The organism is Enorma timonensis, assembly GCF_000321165.1.
In the GTDB taxonomy this organism is placed as follows: Bacteria; Actinomycetota; Coriobacteriia; order Coriobacteriales; family Coriobacteriaceae; genus Enorma.
Map to the genome: position 1 here is coordinate 26,583 of NZ_CAPF01000074.1, position 16,441 is coordinate 43,023.

At 67.5% G+C, this 16,441-nt stretch carries 10 protein-coding genes; 1 reads left to right on the forward strand and 9 read right to left on the reverse strand.

What is annotated here, in order from left to right:
- Nucleotides 1-76 precede the first annotated feature (76 nt).
- From BN423_RS08525 to BN423_RS08555, 7 genes are all read right to left on the reverse strand, one after another.
- Nucleotides 77-1,189, reverse strand: coding sequence for an SIS domain-containing protein (locus BN423_RS08525; protein ID WP_019239832.1), 1,113 nt, complete (start codon nt 1,187-1,189; stop codon nt 77-79).
- A 102-nt stretch (nt 1,190-1,291) separates the two neighbouring features.
- Entirely contained in the window at nt 1,292-2,623 is a 1,332-nt protein-coding gene (gene glmM, locus BN423_RS08530; protein ID WP_019239833.1) for a phosphoglucosamine mutase, read from the reverse strand.
- 232 nt (nt 2,624-2,855) lie between these two features.
- Entirely contained in the window at nt 2,856-3,674 is an 819-nt protein-coding gene (gene lgt, locus BN423_RS08535; RefSeq protein ID WP_019239834.1) for a prolipoprotein diacylglyceryl transferase, read from the reverse strand.
- Between the two features lie 24 nt (nt 3,675-3,698).
- The gene (locus BN423_RS08540) at nt 3,699-3,983 is read right to left on the reverse strand and encodes a NifU family protein (RefSeq protein WP_019239835.1); all 285 of its coding nucleotides are present in this window, start codon (nt 3,981-3,983) and stop codon (nt 3,699-3,701) included.
- A 407-nt stretch (nt 3,984-4,390) separates the two neighbouring features.
- Complete coding sequence (locus tag BN423_RS08545) at nt 4,391-5,380, reverse strand: glycosyltransferase (protein ID WP_019239836.1); 990 nt, start codon at nt 5,378-5,380, stop codon at nt 4,391-4,393.
- Complete coding sequence (locus tag BN423_RS08550; protein ID WP_019239837.1) at nt 5,373-7,535, reverse strand: DUF6020 family protein; 2,163 nt, start codon at nt 7,533-7,535, stop codon at nt 5,373-5,375. Before BN423_RS08550 ends, BN423_RS08545 begins: the two co-directional genes overlap by 8 nt.
- A gap of 196 nt (nt 7,536-7,731) precedes the next feature.
- Nucleotides 7,732-9,465 carry an OPT/YSL family transporter gene (locus BN423_RS08555; protein ID WP_019239838.1) on the reverse strand — a complete coding sequence of 578 codons (1,734 nt, stop codon included), beginning with the start codon at nt 9,463-9,465 and terminating at the stop codon, nt 7,732-7,734.
- Between the two features lie 595 nt (nt 9,466-10,060).
- On the opposite strand from BN423_RS08555, the gene BN423_RS08560 reads away from it, so the two are divergent.
- On the forward strand, nt 10,061-10,855 hold the full coding sequence (locus BN423_RS08560; RefSeq protein WP_019239839.1) for a type III pantothenate kinase: 795 nt from the start codon (nt 10,061-10,063) through the stop codon (nt 10,853-10,855).
- A 9-nt stretch (nt 10,856-10,864) separates the two neighbouring features.
- Here the strand turns inward: BN423_RS08560 and BN423_RS08565 are convergent, their stop codons facing one another.
- Complete coding sequence (locus tag BN423_RS08565) at nt 10,865-15,577, reverse strand: 2-hydroxyacyl-CoA dehydratase (RefSeq protein WP_019239840.1); 4,713 nt, start codon at nt 15,575-15,577, stop codon at nt 10,865-10,867.
- 25 nt (nt 15,578-15,602) lie between these two features.
- Nucleotides 15,603-16,304 (reverse strand): TetR/AcrR family transcriptional regulator, encoded by a 702-nt coding sequence (locus BN423_RS08570; RefSeq protein ID WP_043359952.1) that lies wholly within the window; start codon nt 16,302-16,304, stop codon nt 15,603-15,605.
- Between the last annotated feature and the right edge of the window lie 137 nt (nt 16,305-16,441).

The window sequence follows — 16,441 nt, forward strand, 5'->3', positions numbered from 1 at the left end:
CGTCGCAGCTCGCCGGTACAGAGCTCGTAAAAATGATAGAAACCCGCCGGGCCGGCTCGCCCGCGCCGGGCTTCACCTAGTTGGGCATGATCTTGTCAATCGCGTCCGTCTTCGTGCTGATCGCCTTGCGGAAGCGCTCCTCGAACAGCGGATGCTTCTCCCAGCGATGCAGGTCGGTCGTCGCCTGGTGCGCGATGATCTGGTAGAACGGCAGCACGTAGAGCGGCATCATGAGCGGCTCGGCGATGTCGAACGGCAGGCGGACGGCGTGGTCGTCGTCCACGCGGTCGGAGTTCGAGATGATGAACGCATGGTCGGTCACCGTGCGCGCGGCCAGGTAGATGTCGACGGCGCGCTCGGAGCCGGGGCCGAAGTCGTCGACGCACACCACCGTGTAGCTGGGCGTGAGCTGCAGGTTCGGGCCGTGGATCCACTCCTCGCCCTCGTACGCGAAGCTCGGGATCTGGATCGTCTCGCCGAACTTGAGCGCGCCCTCACTGGCGATGCCGTAGGCCTGGAGGAAGCCGACGTGGTTCACCACGCTCATCGAGGTAAAGTCCGCGATGTGGCGGCGGTAGAGGTCCCAGGTTGCCTGCTGGACGGCCTCGTGACGGCGCGGCGCGTCCGCCATCTCGTCCAGGAGCGCGGTGCGCTGCTCGGGCGTGACGGTGCCGGTGCGCACGCCGACCTCGATGGCGAAGAGCATCAGGAACTGCGCGAGCGTGGCCACGCCCTTCGTGACGTAGCCGACCGTCTCCTCGCCCACGCCGTAATCGACCACGAGGTCGGCGTGGTCTTTGAAGTCGGACTCGACGTTGCCCGTGAGGCCGATCGCCGTGATGCCGAGCTCGCGGAGCAGGTCGAGCGCCTGGATCGAGTTCGTGGAACAGCCGCTCTGCGAGATCACGAACACGAAGTCGTCCTCGCGCAGGTCGTGCTCGCCGAAGATGAACGTGGCGGACGGCACGATCTTCACCTCGCGCTTGAGGTACTTCATCATGAAGTAGCGCGCGCAAAGGGCACCGTTGAAGCTCGAGCCGCACGCCACGATCCAGATGGCGTGGCGCGGCTTTAGGGCGTACAGGTCGACGAGCGCACCCGTCAGCTCCTCGGCGCGCTCGACGTTGCGCTTGAGCTGCTCCGGCGTCTGCTCGATATAGGTGAGCATCGTGGGCTTGGTATCTGACATGGCCCCTCCCTTGAACGACAGCACCTACAGCATACCGCCCGCGGCCGCGAACGTCGCCCTCCGCCGCGCGAGCTATGAAACCAGCCTGCCCGGTCGCCGCCGCTACAGGGACTCGATGACGCGCACGACCTCGTCCACGTAGTGCTCGCACTGCTCCATGGTGGGCGCCTCGACCATCACGCGCACGAGCGGCTCGGTACCGCTCGCGCGGATGAGCGCGCGGCCGTCGCCCTCGAGCGCCGCCTCGACGCTTTCCGCCGCGGCCTTCACGGCCTCGTTCTCCATGACGGCGTGCTTGTCCTCGACGCGCACGTTCTTGAGCAGCTGCGGGTAGATGGTGAGCGGCTCGGCCAGCTCGGCGAGGGTCTTGCCCGTCTCGATCATGGTCTGCATGATGCGCAGGCTCGTGTTCACGCCGTCGCCCGTGGCGCTGTACTCGGAGAAGATGATGTGGCCGCTTTGCTCGCCGCCGAGCGAGTAGCCGTGCTCGGTCATGCACGCGCTCACGTACTTGTCACCCACATCGGTCTTCTCGTAGGAGATGCCCAGCTTGTCGAGGGCCTTGAACAGGCCGAGGTTGCTCATGACGGTCGCGACGACGGTGTTGCCGGCGAGCTTGCCCTGGCGGGCCAGGTGCGCGCCGCACACGTACATGATGGTGTCGCCGTCGCACACGTTGCCGTACTCGTCCACCGCGATGCAGCGGTCCGCGTCGCCGTCGAAGGCGAAGCCCACGTCGAGCCCCTCCTCGCGCACGTACGCCTGCAGGCGCTCGATGTGCGTGGAGCCGCAGCCCTTGTTGATGTTGAAGCCGTCCGGCTCGTCCGAGATCACGTGCGCCTCGGCGCCGAGCGCGTTGAACACGCCGGGCGCGACGGGCGTGGAGGCGCCGTTCGCGCAGTCGAGCGCGATGCGGTAGCCCTTGAGCGAGAACTTCGCGGAGCCGATGAGCGAGGCGATGTAGCGGTTGCGCCCCTCAACGTAGTCCACCGCGCGGCCGATGTGCTCGCCCGTGGCGAGCGGCACGTCGATCTTGCCGTCGATGTAGTCCTCGACCTTCTGGAGCACCTCCGGGTTCATCTTGTAGCCACCCGAGTCGATGAGCTTGATGCCGTTGTCGCAGTAGGGGTTGTGGCTCGCGGTGATCATGATGCCGCAGTCGAAATCGCCGTGGCGCACCACGTAGCTCACCGACGGTGTGGTAGTCACGCGCAGCACGTACGCGTCCGCGCCGCTCGACACGAGGCCGGCGACCAGGGCGTTCTCGTACATGTAGCTCGAGCGCCGCGTGTCCTTGCCGATGACCGCCTTGGCCTTGCGACCCTGGCGCAGGCCGTAGTACCAGCCCACGAACTTGCCGATCTTGAACGCGTGGTCGACCGTGAGGCCGACGTTCGCCTCACCGCGGAAGCCGTCGGTGCCGAAGTATTTCATCGTCGCTCCTTTGCGGAAGAAACCGGGTGTCGTTCCATGACCATGGTACGCTCGCGCCATACCAGTCGGCCGTCTTACACGAGAACTACGGACAGCGCCGCGCGCATGCAAAATTACCCCATGTAAAAATACCCCAGCGACTTTTTTACATGCTTTGACAGCCCTCCAGCTCAATAGCTTTTTTCGGCATGGCATGTAAAAAAGTCGCTGGGGTATTTTTACATGATTTTACCTAGCGCACGTAGTCGCGCTGCGGGCGCTTGGCATGCAGGGCGTAGGCGATGAGCCCCGCGCCGATGAAGATGAGCGGTAGCGACAGCAGCTGGCCCATGGTGATGACACCGCCGAAAATGTAGCCCAGCTGCGCGTCCGGCACGCGCACGAACTCCACGAGGAAGCGCACGATGCCGTACCCGAGCACGAAGACGCCCAGGTAGGCGCCCTGCGACAGCGGCGGCTTGCGGCGGCTCAGCACGTAGAGCACTGCGAAGAGCACGACGCCCTCGAGGAAGGCCTCGTAGAGCTGCGAGGGGTGCCGCGGCATGTCGCCCGCCGCGCCGCCGAAGACCACGCCCCAGGGCAGGTCGGTCGGCTTGCCCCACAGCTCGCCGTTCACGAAGTTCGCGCAGCGCCCCAGGCAGAGCGCGATGGGCACCCCGATGATCGCGAGGTCTGCCATCGTCCACGCGGAGAGCTTGTAGATGCGGCACACGATGTAGCCGCCGAGCAGCCCGCCCACGAGCCCGCCGTGGAAGCTCATGCCGCCGTGGTTCGTCATGAAGATCTCGAGCGGGTGCGCCCAGTAGTACCCGTCGCCATAAAAGACGACGTAGAACAGGCGCGCGCCCACCACGAGGCCGATCACCGCGCCGAACACGACCATCATGAGGTCGTCCTGGGAGATGTTGAGCCCCCAGCGCCGCTGCGTGCGCCACATCATGACGCCGCAGATGAGCGCGCCAACCACGTAGGCGATACCGTACCAATAGATGGTGATGGGGCCCACCGAGAGCGCGACGGGGTCGAGGCTTTGATAGAGTTCCGTGAGCATAGGGTCTCGCTAGCAGACGGGCCGTTAGAACGGGGTGTACTCGTCGAACAGGTCGGACATGCCGTCGCCGCCCAGCTCGTTCACCGCCACGACGCGCGTCACGCCAGGGACGTGCTCCTTCAGGATGCGCTCGATGCCCATGGAGAGGGTGAGCTGGCTCATGGGGCAGCCGGCGCAGTGGCCGAGCAGCTCGAGCGAGACGACGCCGTCGTCGTCGACGCCCACGTACTCCATGTCGCCGCCATCGGCCTGCAGGTTCGGGCGGATCTGCTCGAGCACCTGCTTCAAGAGGTCTTCATTCACTGCCATGAGGATTCCCTTCACGCCCGCACGGCGCGCGGCGGGCTCGCATTCGTTGCGTTGACTGCACGAAGTATACCCGCATTTTCCGCTCCAAGCACGAGCGATGTGGCGGCCGCACGGCGCGGGCTGGGGTCGGACGGCCGTACGCTGCCGCTGCGCACGGGAAAACCGGGCTGGAGGCGCGTGGCGCGGGGGTTCGAGCCTCGATACTGTGTGGGAATCGCGACGCCTCGAGTAGCGGCGCCCGAGCGGCAGCAAAAGCGCAGGATTTCGAGAGGCAAACGCCTTGTCTACTCGCCTGTTTCAAAATCCCACACAGTATCGAGGCTCGAACTTCCCGGCACGCGCCTCCGACGGCGAAATGCCCCCTCGCACGCCGCCGCGCACCCCCTGCTCGCCCGCGCCGCACCCGGTCAGCGGTCGTGCCGGCTCTCGTCCTCGATGCGGTAGACCTCGAGCTCCCACTGCTTGCGCCGGTTCTTCGCCACCGTGTCCAGGATGCAGCCTGTGCAGAACGAAAGCGCGCCGCAGAAGACGAGCCCCGTGGCGAGCACGGCCGACGGCAGCTTCGAGACGAACCCCGTGGCGGCGAACTCGGCCACCACCGGCACGCCCACGGCGATGCCGAGCACGATGAACACGAGCGCCGCGAGCGAGAAAAACTTGAACGGATGGCAGTCCTTGAACAGCGCGCCGATGGCCATGAGCACGCGCAGGCCGTCCGAGACCGTCGAGAGCTTCGACGTCGAGCCCGCGGGGCGGTCGCGGTAGGTGATGGGCACCTCGCGGATGCGCCAGTCCATGTCGACCGCATGGATCGAGATCTCGCATTCGAGCTGGAAACCGCGCGATACCACGGGGAAGCTGCGGGCGAACACCCGACTGAACGCGCGGTAGCCGCTCATGACGTCGTGGAACCCGTAGCCGTAGATGAGGCGGATGAGCCAGCGCACCAGGTCGTTGCCGAAGCCGTGGAAGGCGCGGTCGTTCTCGTGCGCGTAGCTGCCGTTCGAGAGGCGGTCGCCCACGGTCATGTCCGCTTCGCTGGCGAGCACGGGCTCGATGAGCGCGGGCGCGGCCTCGGCGGGGTACGTGTCGTCGCCGTCCACGAGCAGGTAGCAGTCCGCGTCGATGTCGCGCAGCATCTGGCGCACCGTCACGCCCTTGCCCTGACGCGGCTCGAAGCGCACGAGCGCGCCGTGCTCGCGGGCGATGCGCGCGGTGTCGTCCGTGGAGTTGTTGTCGTAGACCCAGATCGCGGCATCGGGCAGCACGCGGCGGAAATCGTCCACGACCTTCCCGATGGTGACGGCCTCGTTATAGCAGGGTATGAGCACCGCGACGCGCGGGCAGGCAGCGGAGCCCCCGGCGGCCGCGGCGGGGTTGGCAGCACATTCAGGCATCGATGGCCTCCTTGTTGCTTCGGGTGAACAGCAGCGCGCACATGAACGGCACCAGAAGCGCCACCGGATACGCGTAGCGGAAATAGGTCGTCGCGTTGCACGGCCCCACGAGCGCCACCGCGAGCACCACCCACGCGGCGGCGAGCACCGGGGCGAGCGGGCGCACCCGGCGCGTCGCGGCGTAGGCCGTCGCGAGCGCGAGCACCCAGTCGTAGAGCGCCGCCTGCATGGTGAGCGTGGTGAAGGGGATGCTCTGGAAGAGCAGGCGATACCCTTCGCACGCGCCGCTCAGGACGCGCGAGACGGGGTTCGCCGCGGGGGCGAAATCGAAGTAGGGTGCGATGCCCGAGCTGAACCAGTCGATCTTGGTGCTCGCCATCACCTCCGCGCTGGAAGCGGGCGTGTAGATCCAGCCCATCGCCCTCCCCGCGTAGAAGTACCCGTAGTAGTTCTCGGCGAGCGCCTCGAGGAAGCAGCCGGGCTCCTCGGCGAACCACTGTGCCCAGAGCCGCATGAACCGAGCGAGGTCCTCCGGCGTCGCATCCTCGCGGAAGGTCGCCTTCACGGGATCGGACTTCGAGGGGGTGTAGATGGCGGCGAGCTCGTTCGCGTCGAGCACCGCGTCGACCGTGCGGAACTCCTCGGCCGAGACGCTTCCGGGGTGGTCGCGCATGAAGCGGGCGACCTGCTGGAAGGGGATCGAGAGCACCTCGCGCTTGCTCGAGGGCGAGATGCCGAGCGCCGGGTAGACCACGTTCGAGAGCGCGAGCGACACGAGCACCGCGACCATGAGGGCGACCGCCGGGTAGCGCCGCGCACCCGGCTGCCTCCGCACCAGCACCAGTGCCACCAGGCACGCGAGGGCGACCGTCACGAGCATGCCGCTCCGCAGCAGCGCCGTGCCGAGGGCGGAGAGCAGAAGCAGCGTGACGTGGTGGGGCGGGAGCGCGAAGGGCGGCGGGCACGATGCGGCGGCTCGCGCAGGCGAGCTTGCGGGCGCGGGCATCTCCCCTGCCGGCTCCCCTTGCTGCCCGTCCGACCGGCCGGCACACGCCCGCGCGCGCCACACGAGGTACGCGAGCTCCATCGCGAACACGAGTAGGACGGCCGCGAAGGACACGTCCTTCGTCACGATCACGCTGTAGTTCGAGAACGCCGGGACGAGCGCGATGAACGCGAGCACGACAAGGCGCACGCGCGAGCGGACGCCCATGAGCGCGAGCAGGCGGAGCGCCCACGCGATGGCGGCGATGTCGAGCGCCCATTGGAGCAGGGCGTAGAGGAAGATGCCTGCGTTCTCGTTGCCGAAGAGCGCCATCCCCGCCTGCACGCAGAGGCCGACCATCGCGGTGTGCAGCGGCGGATGGTGCTGGGTGAGGAGGACGGCGGGGTCGATGAGCGCGACCGATTCGCTGATATGGTTGGGCAGGCCGAACCATTGGAGGATCTGGGTGTTCGTGTCCCACATGAAGAGCGCGGGCGCGTACCCGATGAGCACCGGTAGCCAGGCCGCGGCGAGCACGGCCACGGGAACGGCGAAGGGGTGCCGGTCGAGGGCGGCGAGGATGCGGGCGCATATGCCGCGGCGGGAGGACGGGGCCGGCGTGGACTGCGCGTCCGCTGCGGGCGCAACGCTCCCCCGTGCGGGCGCAACGCTCCCCCGGGCGGCAGCGACGCTCCCCCGCACGCGATCGAGCCAGGAAAACAGCAGGCAGATCCCGGCATGCGCCAGCACGAGCCAGCCCAGGAAGAAGATGGCCGACCGAAGCGCCTCCGCGACGCCGCCGGTGACGTAGGCACTCGAACCCACTTCGTCGAAACTCCGGCCGAAGAGCATGGCAGCCGCGAAGAGCGCTGCCACGACCCACGCCGCGCGCCCGCCGGCACGCCGCGCGGCAGCATCGCGCGCGCCATGCACCGCGCGCAGCGGCATGAACAGCAGGGCAGCGAAGAGCACGGTGACGAGCGCCTCGTCACGGGAGGGCAGCGAGCACAGCACCTCCGCGACGACGCGCGCCGCGCCGTGGACGTCACCGAACAGGTTGCGAATCTCCAAGGATGACGCGCCCGCGAGGTCGGTGAAGACCCCGAGCGCGCAGAACGCCGCAAGCACGCCGGGAAGCAGGAGCTCCCGGGCGGAATACCCTTTTGACATAACCCCCCCCCCGGTCGATCCTCCCCCCTTGGAAAGACCACCAGAACGGAATCAAGCCAGACCGACGCCCCCGTGCAGCAACAGGAGCAACCGCGTTAGGGTACCACGCGATGGCGCATCCGATGAAACGTCCACATGTAAAATAACCCCAGGGGTATTTTTACATTGGTACGCCCGAGCGCGCCCGCGCGCACACCTACCCTGCGAGCCCGCTCGCCACGCTCGCGAACGCGATGATGACGCCGACGATGGACTCGCCGCCGAGCACGCCGGAAGCCACGACCGCGCCGGTCTCGTCGAGCTCCTTCGCCGCCGCGGCACCCGCGCGCTGCGCCCGCGCCGCGCGCACGCGGTCGAACGCCACGCGGACGAGCGCTCCCACCGCGGTGGTGAGCGACATGTAAAACGGCAGGTACACGCCCAGGCCGAGCATCATGGCGGGAATCCCCGCGCAGTACAGGAGCGTCCCTCCCACCAAGCCGATCACGAACGCGGGCACGCTCGGGATACCGGCGACCATCGTGGCCACGACGTTCGCCTGCGCCGCGATGAACTCCGCATCGGCGCCGAACGCGTCCGTGCCGTACGCCGCCACGATGGCGAGCATCACCGCGACCGCCACCACGGCGCCCAGGAGCGCGCCGATGGCCTGGCCGATCCACAGCGTGCGCGGGTCGGTCCCGATGATCTGCCCGGTCTTGAAATCGCTCATCACGTCGCCCGCGAGGCCGCACGCCACGGCGATAATGCCCGCGACGAAGAAGAGCTGCACCTGGGTGGTTCGCGAGAATGCCGCTACGAACAGCAGCACGATGAGGCCGAAGATCTCCATGGGGTCGATGCCGGACTGGCCCACGGACTGCGCGCTCATGATGGCCGTCACGAACGAGAGCGCAACGATCGCCACGGAGACAAGGGGCGAGAGCCCGAGCCCCATGCAGCAGATGAGCGCAGCTGCGGCGACGAAACACGCGAGCGCGCCCGCATCGAGGCGCGAGAGGTGCCGCAGGGCGCCGGCGAGCATGCCCGTGCACCTGGTTGCGTCCGCCGCCGCACGCCCGGTTGCGCCCTCCGCCGCGTCGCCCGCGCGACCGCCGCGATCCCGCGCGCCGCGCACAAGCGGCCAAACGATGTCCTTCGCCACCACACCGAGGCCGGAACCCATCATGAGCCCCATGCCCAGGCTACTCACGATGCCCTGCGCCGTCGCGACGTCCCACAGCCCCAGCGCGGTTCCGCCCACGGTGATCCCGAACGCCGCGAGCACCGCGCCCGCCATCCACCAGGCAACGGAGCGGCCGCCCACGAGGAACCCCACGGAGAGGCGCATGGGCGACGCCTGGATGCCGAAGCTCACGCCGGGGATCGGCAGCGTGGCCACCAACGCCGGAATCCACCCGAGCACGTCGCGCGCCACGCACCACGCGCCCGCGAACGCCATGGAACCGAACAGCTTGCGACCGGTGGAGCCGCCCGCCGTGCTCGCGAGCAGGGTCTCGGCGGCAGCGGTGCCGATGGGGTACTCCAGGTCGCTCTCCTCCACGAAGCGCCTGCGTATGAGCGCCGTGCACACGAGCCCCAGCAGCGTGCCCACAAGCGCCACCGCGAGCAGCTCCCACCAGCTCACCTCCACGCCGAGCCCCAAGATCCAGATGCCCGGCACCGTGAACGCGATGCCCCCCGCCACCATGGAGCCCGCGGACATGATGACCTGCGTGATATTCGCTTCATTCAGGCTTGTTCGCCCCATCGCGCGCAGCAGCACGAGCGCGGTGATGGATGTGAAGATGGTCGGCCACGGCAGCGCGCCCATCTTGAGGGCGGTGTAAACCGACGACGCCGTGATGATGACGCAGCCGACGCAGCCGATAACGATGCCGGCAGCGCTCAGCTGCCCGCGCAGCCCCGCGCGGGTACCCGTTTCGCTCATATGCGTCCCTTCGTATATCCGCTCCCCCTCGGCGGGGAGTCGGGTTACGGACCGGATGCGGTCGATTATAGCCCGCGGCATGCCCTGCGAAGGCGTTTTTCTCAAGCTGACGCGTTTTCTAGCACGTTAGTTCAGATATGCACGATGCATGAAACGTGCTCCGGCGGCGGTGCAGCAGAGCCGCGCACATGCTTCGAACGTCCAACGAAACGCGCGCCGCCTCGTTTTTCACGCGCGGAACCGAAAATGTGGTGATGAAATTCAGATATGCACGATGGGGGCACGCCCTGCGCGTCCGTCTGCGTCCCCTCGAACCCTATCGGACGAGGAAATCCTGGGAAAATGAGCATGTGACGTGCCGAAGGCATGCGAAATGCGGCCGCGTAGCCCGCCATCGCGCCGCGCAATCGTGCATATCTGAACTACACCACCATTTTTCGATGATCGCCGTGAAATTCCCCTCGAAGCACGGCCGAAGGCGCCATCGCGAACGGTTGGCACCCCCATCCGCTCCCCTGACGCCCCCCATCGCGCAGCCAGCCACCCAGAACGACCGTGGTACAGTGTCCCCATCACACGATGCGAAGGAGCCCCCATGTCCCACGTTCTCACCGTCGACGTCGGCAACACCATGACGCATATCGGCCTGTTCTCGGTCGAGGGCACGGGGACCCAAGCCGGCACCGTCGAACTCCTCGGATCCTGCGCGCTCACGACGCGCGAGCGCATCACGGCCGACGAGGCGCGCATCCAGCTCAATCAGGCGCGCTCCCTCATGCCGCGCGTCGAGCCCGACGGCGTTGTGCTCTCCTGCGTGGTGCCCACGCTCACCAGCGCATGGCGCGCCGCGCTCGGAACCGCCTGCGACGTGCGCGTGCTCGTCGTGGGACCGGGCATCAAGACCGGCATCCGCATGAGCTACGACGACCCCGCCGAAGTGGGGCCGGACCGCATCGCCGACGCGGTGGCGGCGCGGGCTACGTACGGCGCGCCCGTCGTGGCCATCGACCTCGGAACCACGACGAACTTCGAAGTCATAGACGAGCAGGGCGCGTTCGCGGGCGGCATCATCGCCCCGGGCGTGGCGCTCGGCGCCCGCGCGCTCGAGCAGGCTGCCGCACGGCTGCCCGTCATCGAGCTGCGCGCGCCGAGACGCGTCATCGGGCGCAGCACGCGCGCCGCCATGCAGTCCGGCGTGGTGCTCGGCGAGGCCGTGCGCATCGACGGGCTCATCGACGCCATCTTCTCCGAGCTGGGCTATGAGGCGCCGATCGCACTCACCGGCGACGGCGCCTCGAGCCTCGCGGCGCTCCTGCACCACGACGTCACGGTCGACGACACGCTCACGCTGCGCGGCCTCGCGCTCATCTGGCGCGCGAATGTAAAATAACCCCTGGGGTTATTTTACATTGTGGCCGAGGCGCTCGGCGACGGCCGCTACGGCATCATCGCTCACCGCGCCGCAGGCCGAGCAGGAACCGCTGCCCGCGCTCGCCGCGTCATCGCCGTGGAACGGGCGGAACTTGCTGTCGTCCATATCCATCGCGAGCGGCTTCACACTCTCCATCACGAAGCCCTTGCCGGCGCGCAGGTTCTCCTTCGCCACCGAGATCATGAGCTTGATGCGGTTGAGCTGGTTCACCTCGGACGCGCCCGGGTCGTAGTCCACGGCCACGATGTTGCTCTCCGGGTGCTGGCGGCGCAGCTCCTTGATCACGGCCTTGCCCACCACGTGGTTCGGCAGGCACGCGAACGGCTGCGTGCAGATGATGTTCGGCGCGCCGTGATCGATGAGGTCGAGCATCTCCGCCGTGAGGAGCCACCCCTCGCCCATGTTGTTGCACAGGCTCAGCACGCGCGTGGCCTTCTCGGCCATGGCCGAGATGGGCTCGGGCCGCTCGAAGCGCGCGCTCTTCTCCAGGAGCTCGTCCACCGGCTTGCGCATCCAGTCCACGAGCCCGATCACCGCGTCCATCGCGCCGCGCGACGCCGCCGAGCTGCCGAGCTCGTCCTTTTGCACCTTGGCGTTGCTCATGGAGTAAAGGAAGAAGTCCAGAAGGCCCGGCACCACGGCCTCGCAGCCCTCGGCCTCGATGACGTCGACCACGTGGTTGTTCGCCGTGGGGTGGAACTTCACGAGGATCTCGCCCACCACGCCCACGCGCGGCTTCGTGCCCTCGCCCTCGAGCGGCAGCGTGTCGAACGCGTTGATGGCCTCGCGCGAGAGCTTCGTGAACAAGCGGCGCGTGAAGTTGGGCGCGAGTGCGCGGGCACGCTCCATGTACTCCTCGAAGAGCGCGTTCGCCGAGCCGGGGACGGCCTCGTAGGGACGCGTGCGGTAGAGCATCTGCATCATGACGTCGCCGAAGAGCACGCAGTACACGGCGGCCTTGAGCAGCGGGACGGTGAGCTTGAAGCCGGGGTTCTGCTCGTCGAGCTTCACGGCCGAGAGGCTGATGACGGGCACCTGGGGGTTGCCGCTCTCGCGCAGCGCCTTGCGGATGAGCGCGATGTAGTTCGTGGCGCGGCAGCCGCCGCCCGTCTGCGAGATGATGACGGCCGTGCGGTTGAGGTCGTACTTGCCGCTCTCGATGGCCTCCATGATCTGGCCGGTCACGAGGATCGACGGGTAGCAGATGTCGTTGTTCACGTAGCGCAGGCCGGCCTCGACGGCGCCGCGGTCGGTGGAGGGCAGCAGCACGAAGTTGTAGCCCGCCGCCTTCATGACCTCCTTGACCAGATCGAAGTGGATGGGCGCCATCTGCGGGCACAGGATGGTGTAGCCCGCGTCGCGCATCTCCTCGGTGAACTGCACCTTGGGGAAGGCCGCGCTGGCAGCCCGGCGCTGCGCCGCGAGCGCGTACTTATGCGTGGCGAAGGCGGGCGCGTCCGCGCTCGGCGCCACGGGAGCGGCGTCGCCCTGCTCGTACGCCTCGCCGGCGGCCGCGGCCTCGGCGGCGCGCTCGGCCTCCTGGTCCTTGAGCGCGGCCATGAGCGAGCGCACGCGGATGCGCGCCGCTCCCAGGTTCGACACCTCGTCGATCTTGAGCACGGTGTAGATCTTGCCGGAGCCCTCGAGGATCTCCTGCACCTGGTCGGTGGTGAGCGCGTCCAGGCCGCAGCCGAAGGAGTTCAGCTGGATGAGGTCGAGGTCGTTGCGGAGCGTCACGAGCTTCGCCGCGCGGTAGAGGCGGCTGTGGAACATCCACTGGTCCACGACGCGGATGGGGCGGTCGGGCTTCACGAGGTGCGCTACCGAGTCCTCCGTGAGCACCGCGAAGCCGAAGCTCGTGATGAGCTCGGGCAGGGCGTGGTTGATCTCCGGGTCGTTGTGGTAGGGACGGCCGGCGAGCACGATGCCGTGGCCACCGTGCTCCTCGATCCAGTGGAGGGCCTCCTCGCCCATGGTCTGGATCTGCTCGTGGAAGCGCGCGTCCTCCTCGTAGGCCGCGTTCACGGCGACGTCGATCTCGGAGCGCGTGATCTTGGGCCCGCGCACGCGGCCGCGGCCGGCCTCGGCGTCGGCCACGCGCTCGACGGCGATAAGCTCGTACAGGCGGCGCTTGAGCTCCACCTTGTCGTGGTACGGCACGAACGGGTACATGAACTCGACGTGCTTGCTCTCGATCTCGTCGATGTTCAGGCCGAGCGCCGTGGGGTAGCTCATGACGATGGGGCAGTTGTAGCAGTTGCCCGCCGCCGGGTCCTCCTTGCGCTCCCAGCGGATGCACGGCATCCAGATGAAGTCGACGTCCTTGTCGATGAGGTTCATCACGTGCCCGTGGCTGAGCTTGGCCGGGTAGCACACGCTCTCGCTCGGCATGGACTCGATGCCCGCCTCGTAGGTCTTCTTGCTCGAGTTGTCCGAGAGCACCACGCGGAAGCCGAGCTTGGTGAAGAACGCGTGCCAGAACGGGTAGTTCTCGTACATGTTGAGCGCGCGCGGGATGCCGACGGTGCCGCGCGGCGCGTCCTCCTCCGCGAGCACGGGGCGGTTGAACAAGAGCTCGTTCTTGCGGGTGAAGAGGTTCGGCACCTCCTGCTTCTTGGCGTGGTTGCCCGCGCCCTTCTCGCAGCGGTTGCCGGTAATGAAACGACGGCCGCCACCGAAGTCGTTGATGGTGAGCTGGCAGTTGTTGGAGCAACGACCGCAGCGTGCATGACGCTGGGTCACGGTAAGGGCGGCGATCTCTTCGGCGGAAAGGATGGTCGAGGTGCCCTCGGCGCCGGCACGGTCGCGCGCGAGCAGGGCCGCACCATAGGCGCCCATGCAGCCGGCGATGTCCGGGCGCACAGCGTTCACGCCGGTAAGGAGCTCGAAAGCGCGCAAGGTGGCGTCGCTCATGAAGGTACCGCCCTGGACGATCACCTGGTCGCCGATCTCCTTGGAGTCGCGCAGCTTGATAACCTTGAAGAGCGCGTTCTTGATAACGGAGTACGAGAGGCCGGCGGCGATATCGCCTACCGTGGCGCCTTCCTTCTGCGCCTGCTTCACGCGGGAGTTCATGAACACGGTGCAGCGGCTGCCCAGGTCGACGGGCTGCAGGGCGCCGATGGCTTCGCGAGCGAATTGCTCGACACCCATATCCATGGACACGGCGAAGCTCTCGATGAAGGAACCGCAGCCCGAGGAGCAGGCTTCGTTGAGCATGATGTGCTCGATGACGCCGTCCGCCACGCGCAGGCACTTCATGTCCTGACCACCGATGTCCAAGATGAACTGCACGCCCGGCAGGAAGGCCTTCGCACCGCGCAGGTGAGCAACGGTCTCGATCTCGCCCGAGTCGGCCTTGAGCGCCTCGATGAGGAGCGCCTCACCGTAACCCGTGGTGGTCACATGGCCGATGGTGCAGCCCGCGGGAATGTGCGCGTAGAAATCGGCCATGATGGTCTTGGCCGTGCCCAAGATGTCACCGTTGTTGTTGCCATACCAGGTGTAGAGGAGCTGGCCATCCTCGCCCACCATTGCGGCTTTCATGGTGGTGGAACCGGCGTCCAGGCCGATGAACACGCGACCCTCGTAGCCCTCGAGCTCGCCGCGCGGCACGACTTCCCGGTCGTGGCGGGTCTTGAACTCCTGGTAGTCCTCGGGCGTGGCGAAGAGCGGCTCGAGGCGGGCAACCTCGGAGCCCTGCGTGTCGCCGAGCGCGTCAATCGCCTCAATGAGCTGCGGGAACGTGGAGAGCTTGTTCGACTCGTGCGCCATCGCGGCACCGCTCGCCACGAACAGGTGCGCGTTCTGGGGCACGATGCGATGTGCCTCATCAAGCTCGAGCGTGATGTAGAAGCGCTCGCGCAGCTCAGAAAGGTACTGCAAGGGACCGCCGAGGAACGCGACGTTGCCGCGGATGGGACGGCCACACGCAAGGCCGGAGATGGTCTGCGTCACGACGGCCTGGAAGATGGAGGCGGCGACGTCCTCCTGGCGCGCTCCCTCGTTGAGCAGCGGCTGCACGTCGGACTTCGCAAACACGCCGCAGCGGCTCGCGATGGGGTAGATCGTGGTGGCGCCCTTCGCGAGCTCGTTCAGGCCGCTCGCGTCCGTGTGCAGAAGCGTTGCCATCTGGTCGATGAACGCGCCTGTGCCGCCGGCGCACGTGCCGTTCATGCGCTGCTCGATGCCCTGGTCGAAGTAGATGATCTTCGCGTCCTCGCCGCCGAGCTCGATCGCGACGTCCGTGGTGGGGATGAGCGTCTCCACGGCGCGTTTGCTCGCGATGACCTCCTGCACGAACTCAAGACCGAGCCACTGCGAAAGGAGCAAGCCGCCGGAGCCTGTAATGGCGCAGGTCATCTGCGCCTCGGGAAGCACCGCGGCCGCCTGCACGAAGAGGTCGCGGGCGCAGGCGCGCACGTCGGTGTGGTGGCGCTGGTACTTGGCGTAGACGATCTGGTTGGCGTCGTTCAGCACGGCGAGCTTGACGGTGGTGGAGCCCACGTCGATGCCCAGGTGCAGCGCACCCGTGGCGGCCTCGGGGTTCCAGATCGCGCCCTCGACGGCGGTCGCCTCGGGGGCGGCGGGTGCCTCGGGCGCGGCGGCCTGCGCAGCCGCCTCGTTCTGCATATCCTCGGCGCGCATGTCCTGCTCGCCCATCACGGGAATCTTGACCATCGAATCCTCCTTTACCGCATGGCCCCTATCGGGGGTCGCACGCGTTCAGTCCCATAAGCTTCATGCCGTACGCGGGCACGTTGATGTCGATCGGCTGGCCGTACAGGTCGCCGGGGCGCACGAAGGCGATGACCGTCATGATGCGCGCCATGGTCTCCGGGCTCTCGGCCAGGCCACCGGCGAACCAGCGCTGCACGACGCCGACCTCGGCGGCGACCACATACGACAGGTAGTAGTCGAAGAACGTGTCGAGCACGCCGGGGAAGATGCCGTTCCGCATGCGCTCGGCGACCGTCTCGCGGGCGATGGCCTGGATGCGCTGGACGAACGCCGCGTCGCCCTGGGGGCTCAGCAGCGCACCGATCACCGCGCCGTCGCGCTTGAGATACGCGAGCAGCTCCACCGAGCCGGGCGCGGGCTCGAGCGCGTCGATATTGCGGTAGAGCGACGGCAGGTCCGCCGCCGAGATGCGCGCGATGCGCGTGCGCAGCTCATCGAGGATCTCGCCTTCGACGTGGTCGATGAAATCGGGGATGTCGCGGTAGTGCGTGTAGAACGTGCGGCGCGTGAGACCCGCGCGCTCCGTGAGCGCCGCCACGGTCACGCCGGAGAGATCCTGGCCGCTGTTCAGCTCGTCCGCGAGCGCCTGGCGCAGCAACCGCTGCGAGCGCAGGCTGCGGCGATCGCATTTCCCCAGTTCATGGGTGCATACGGTGGTTGTTGGCATGCCCTGCCCCTCATATGCGGCGGCGCCCTGCAGCAACCGCCCGCTCTTTCACTTCGTGAGTATTATTGCACACCATGTGAAATAGCAAGGCCAATCCCCGCCGCCCTCGCGAGGAGTCCACATGAGTCATTGGGGAC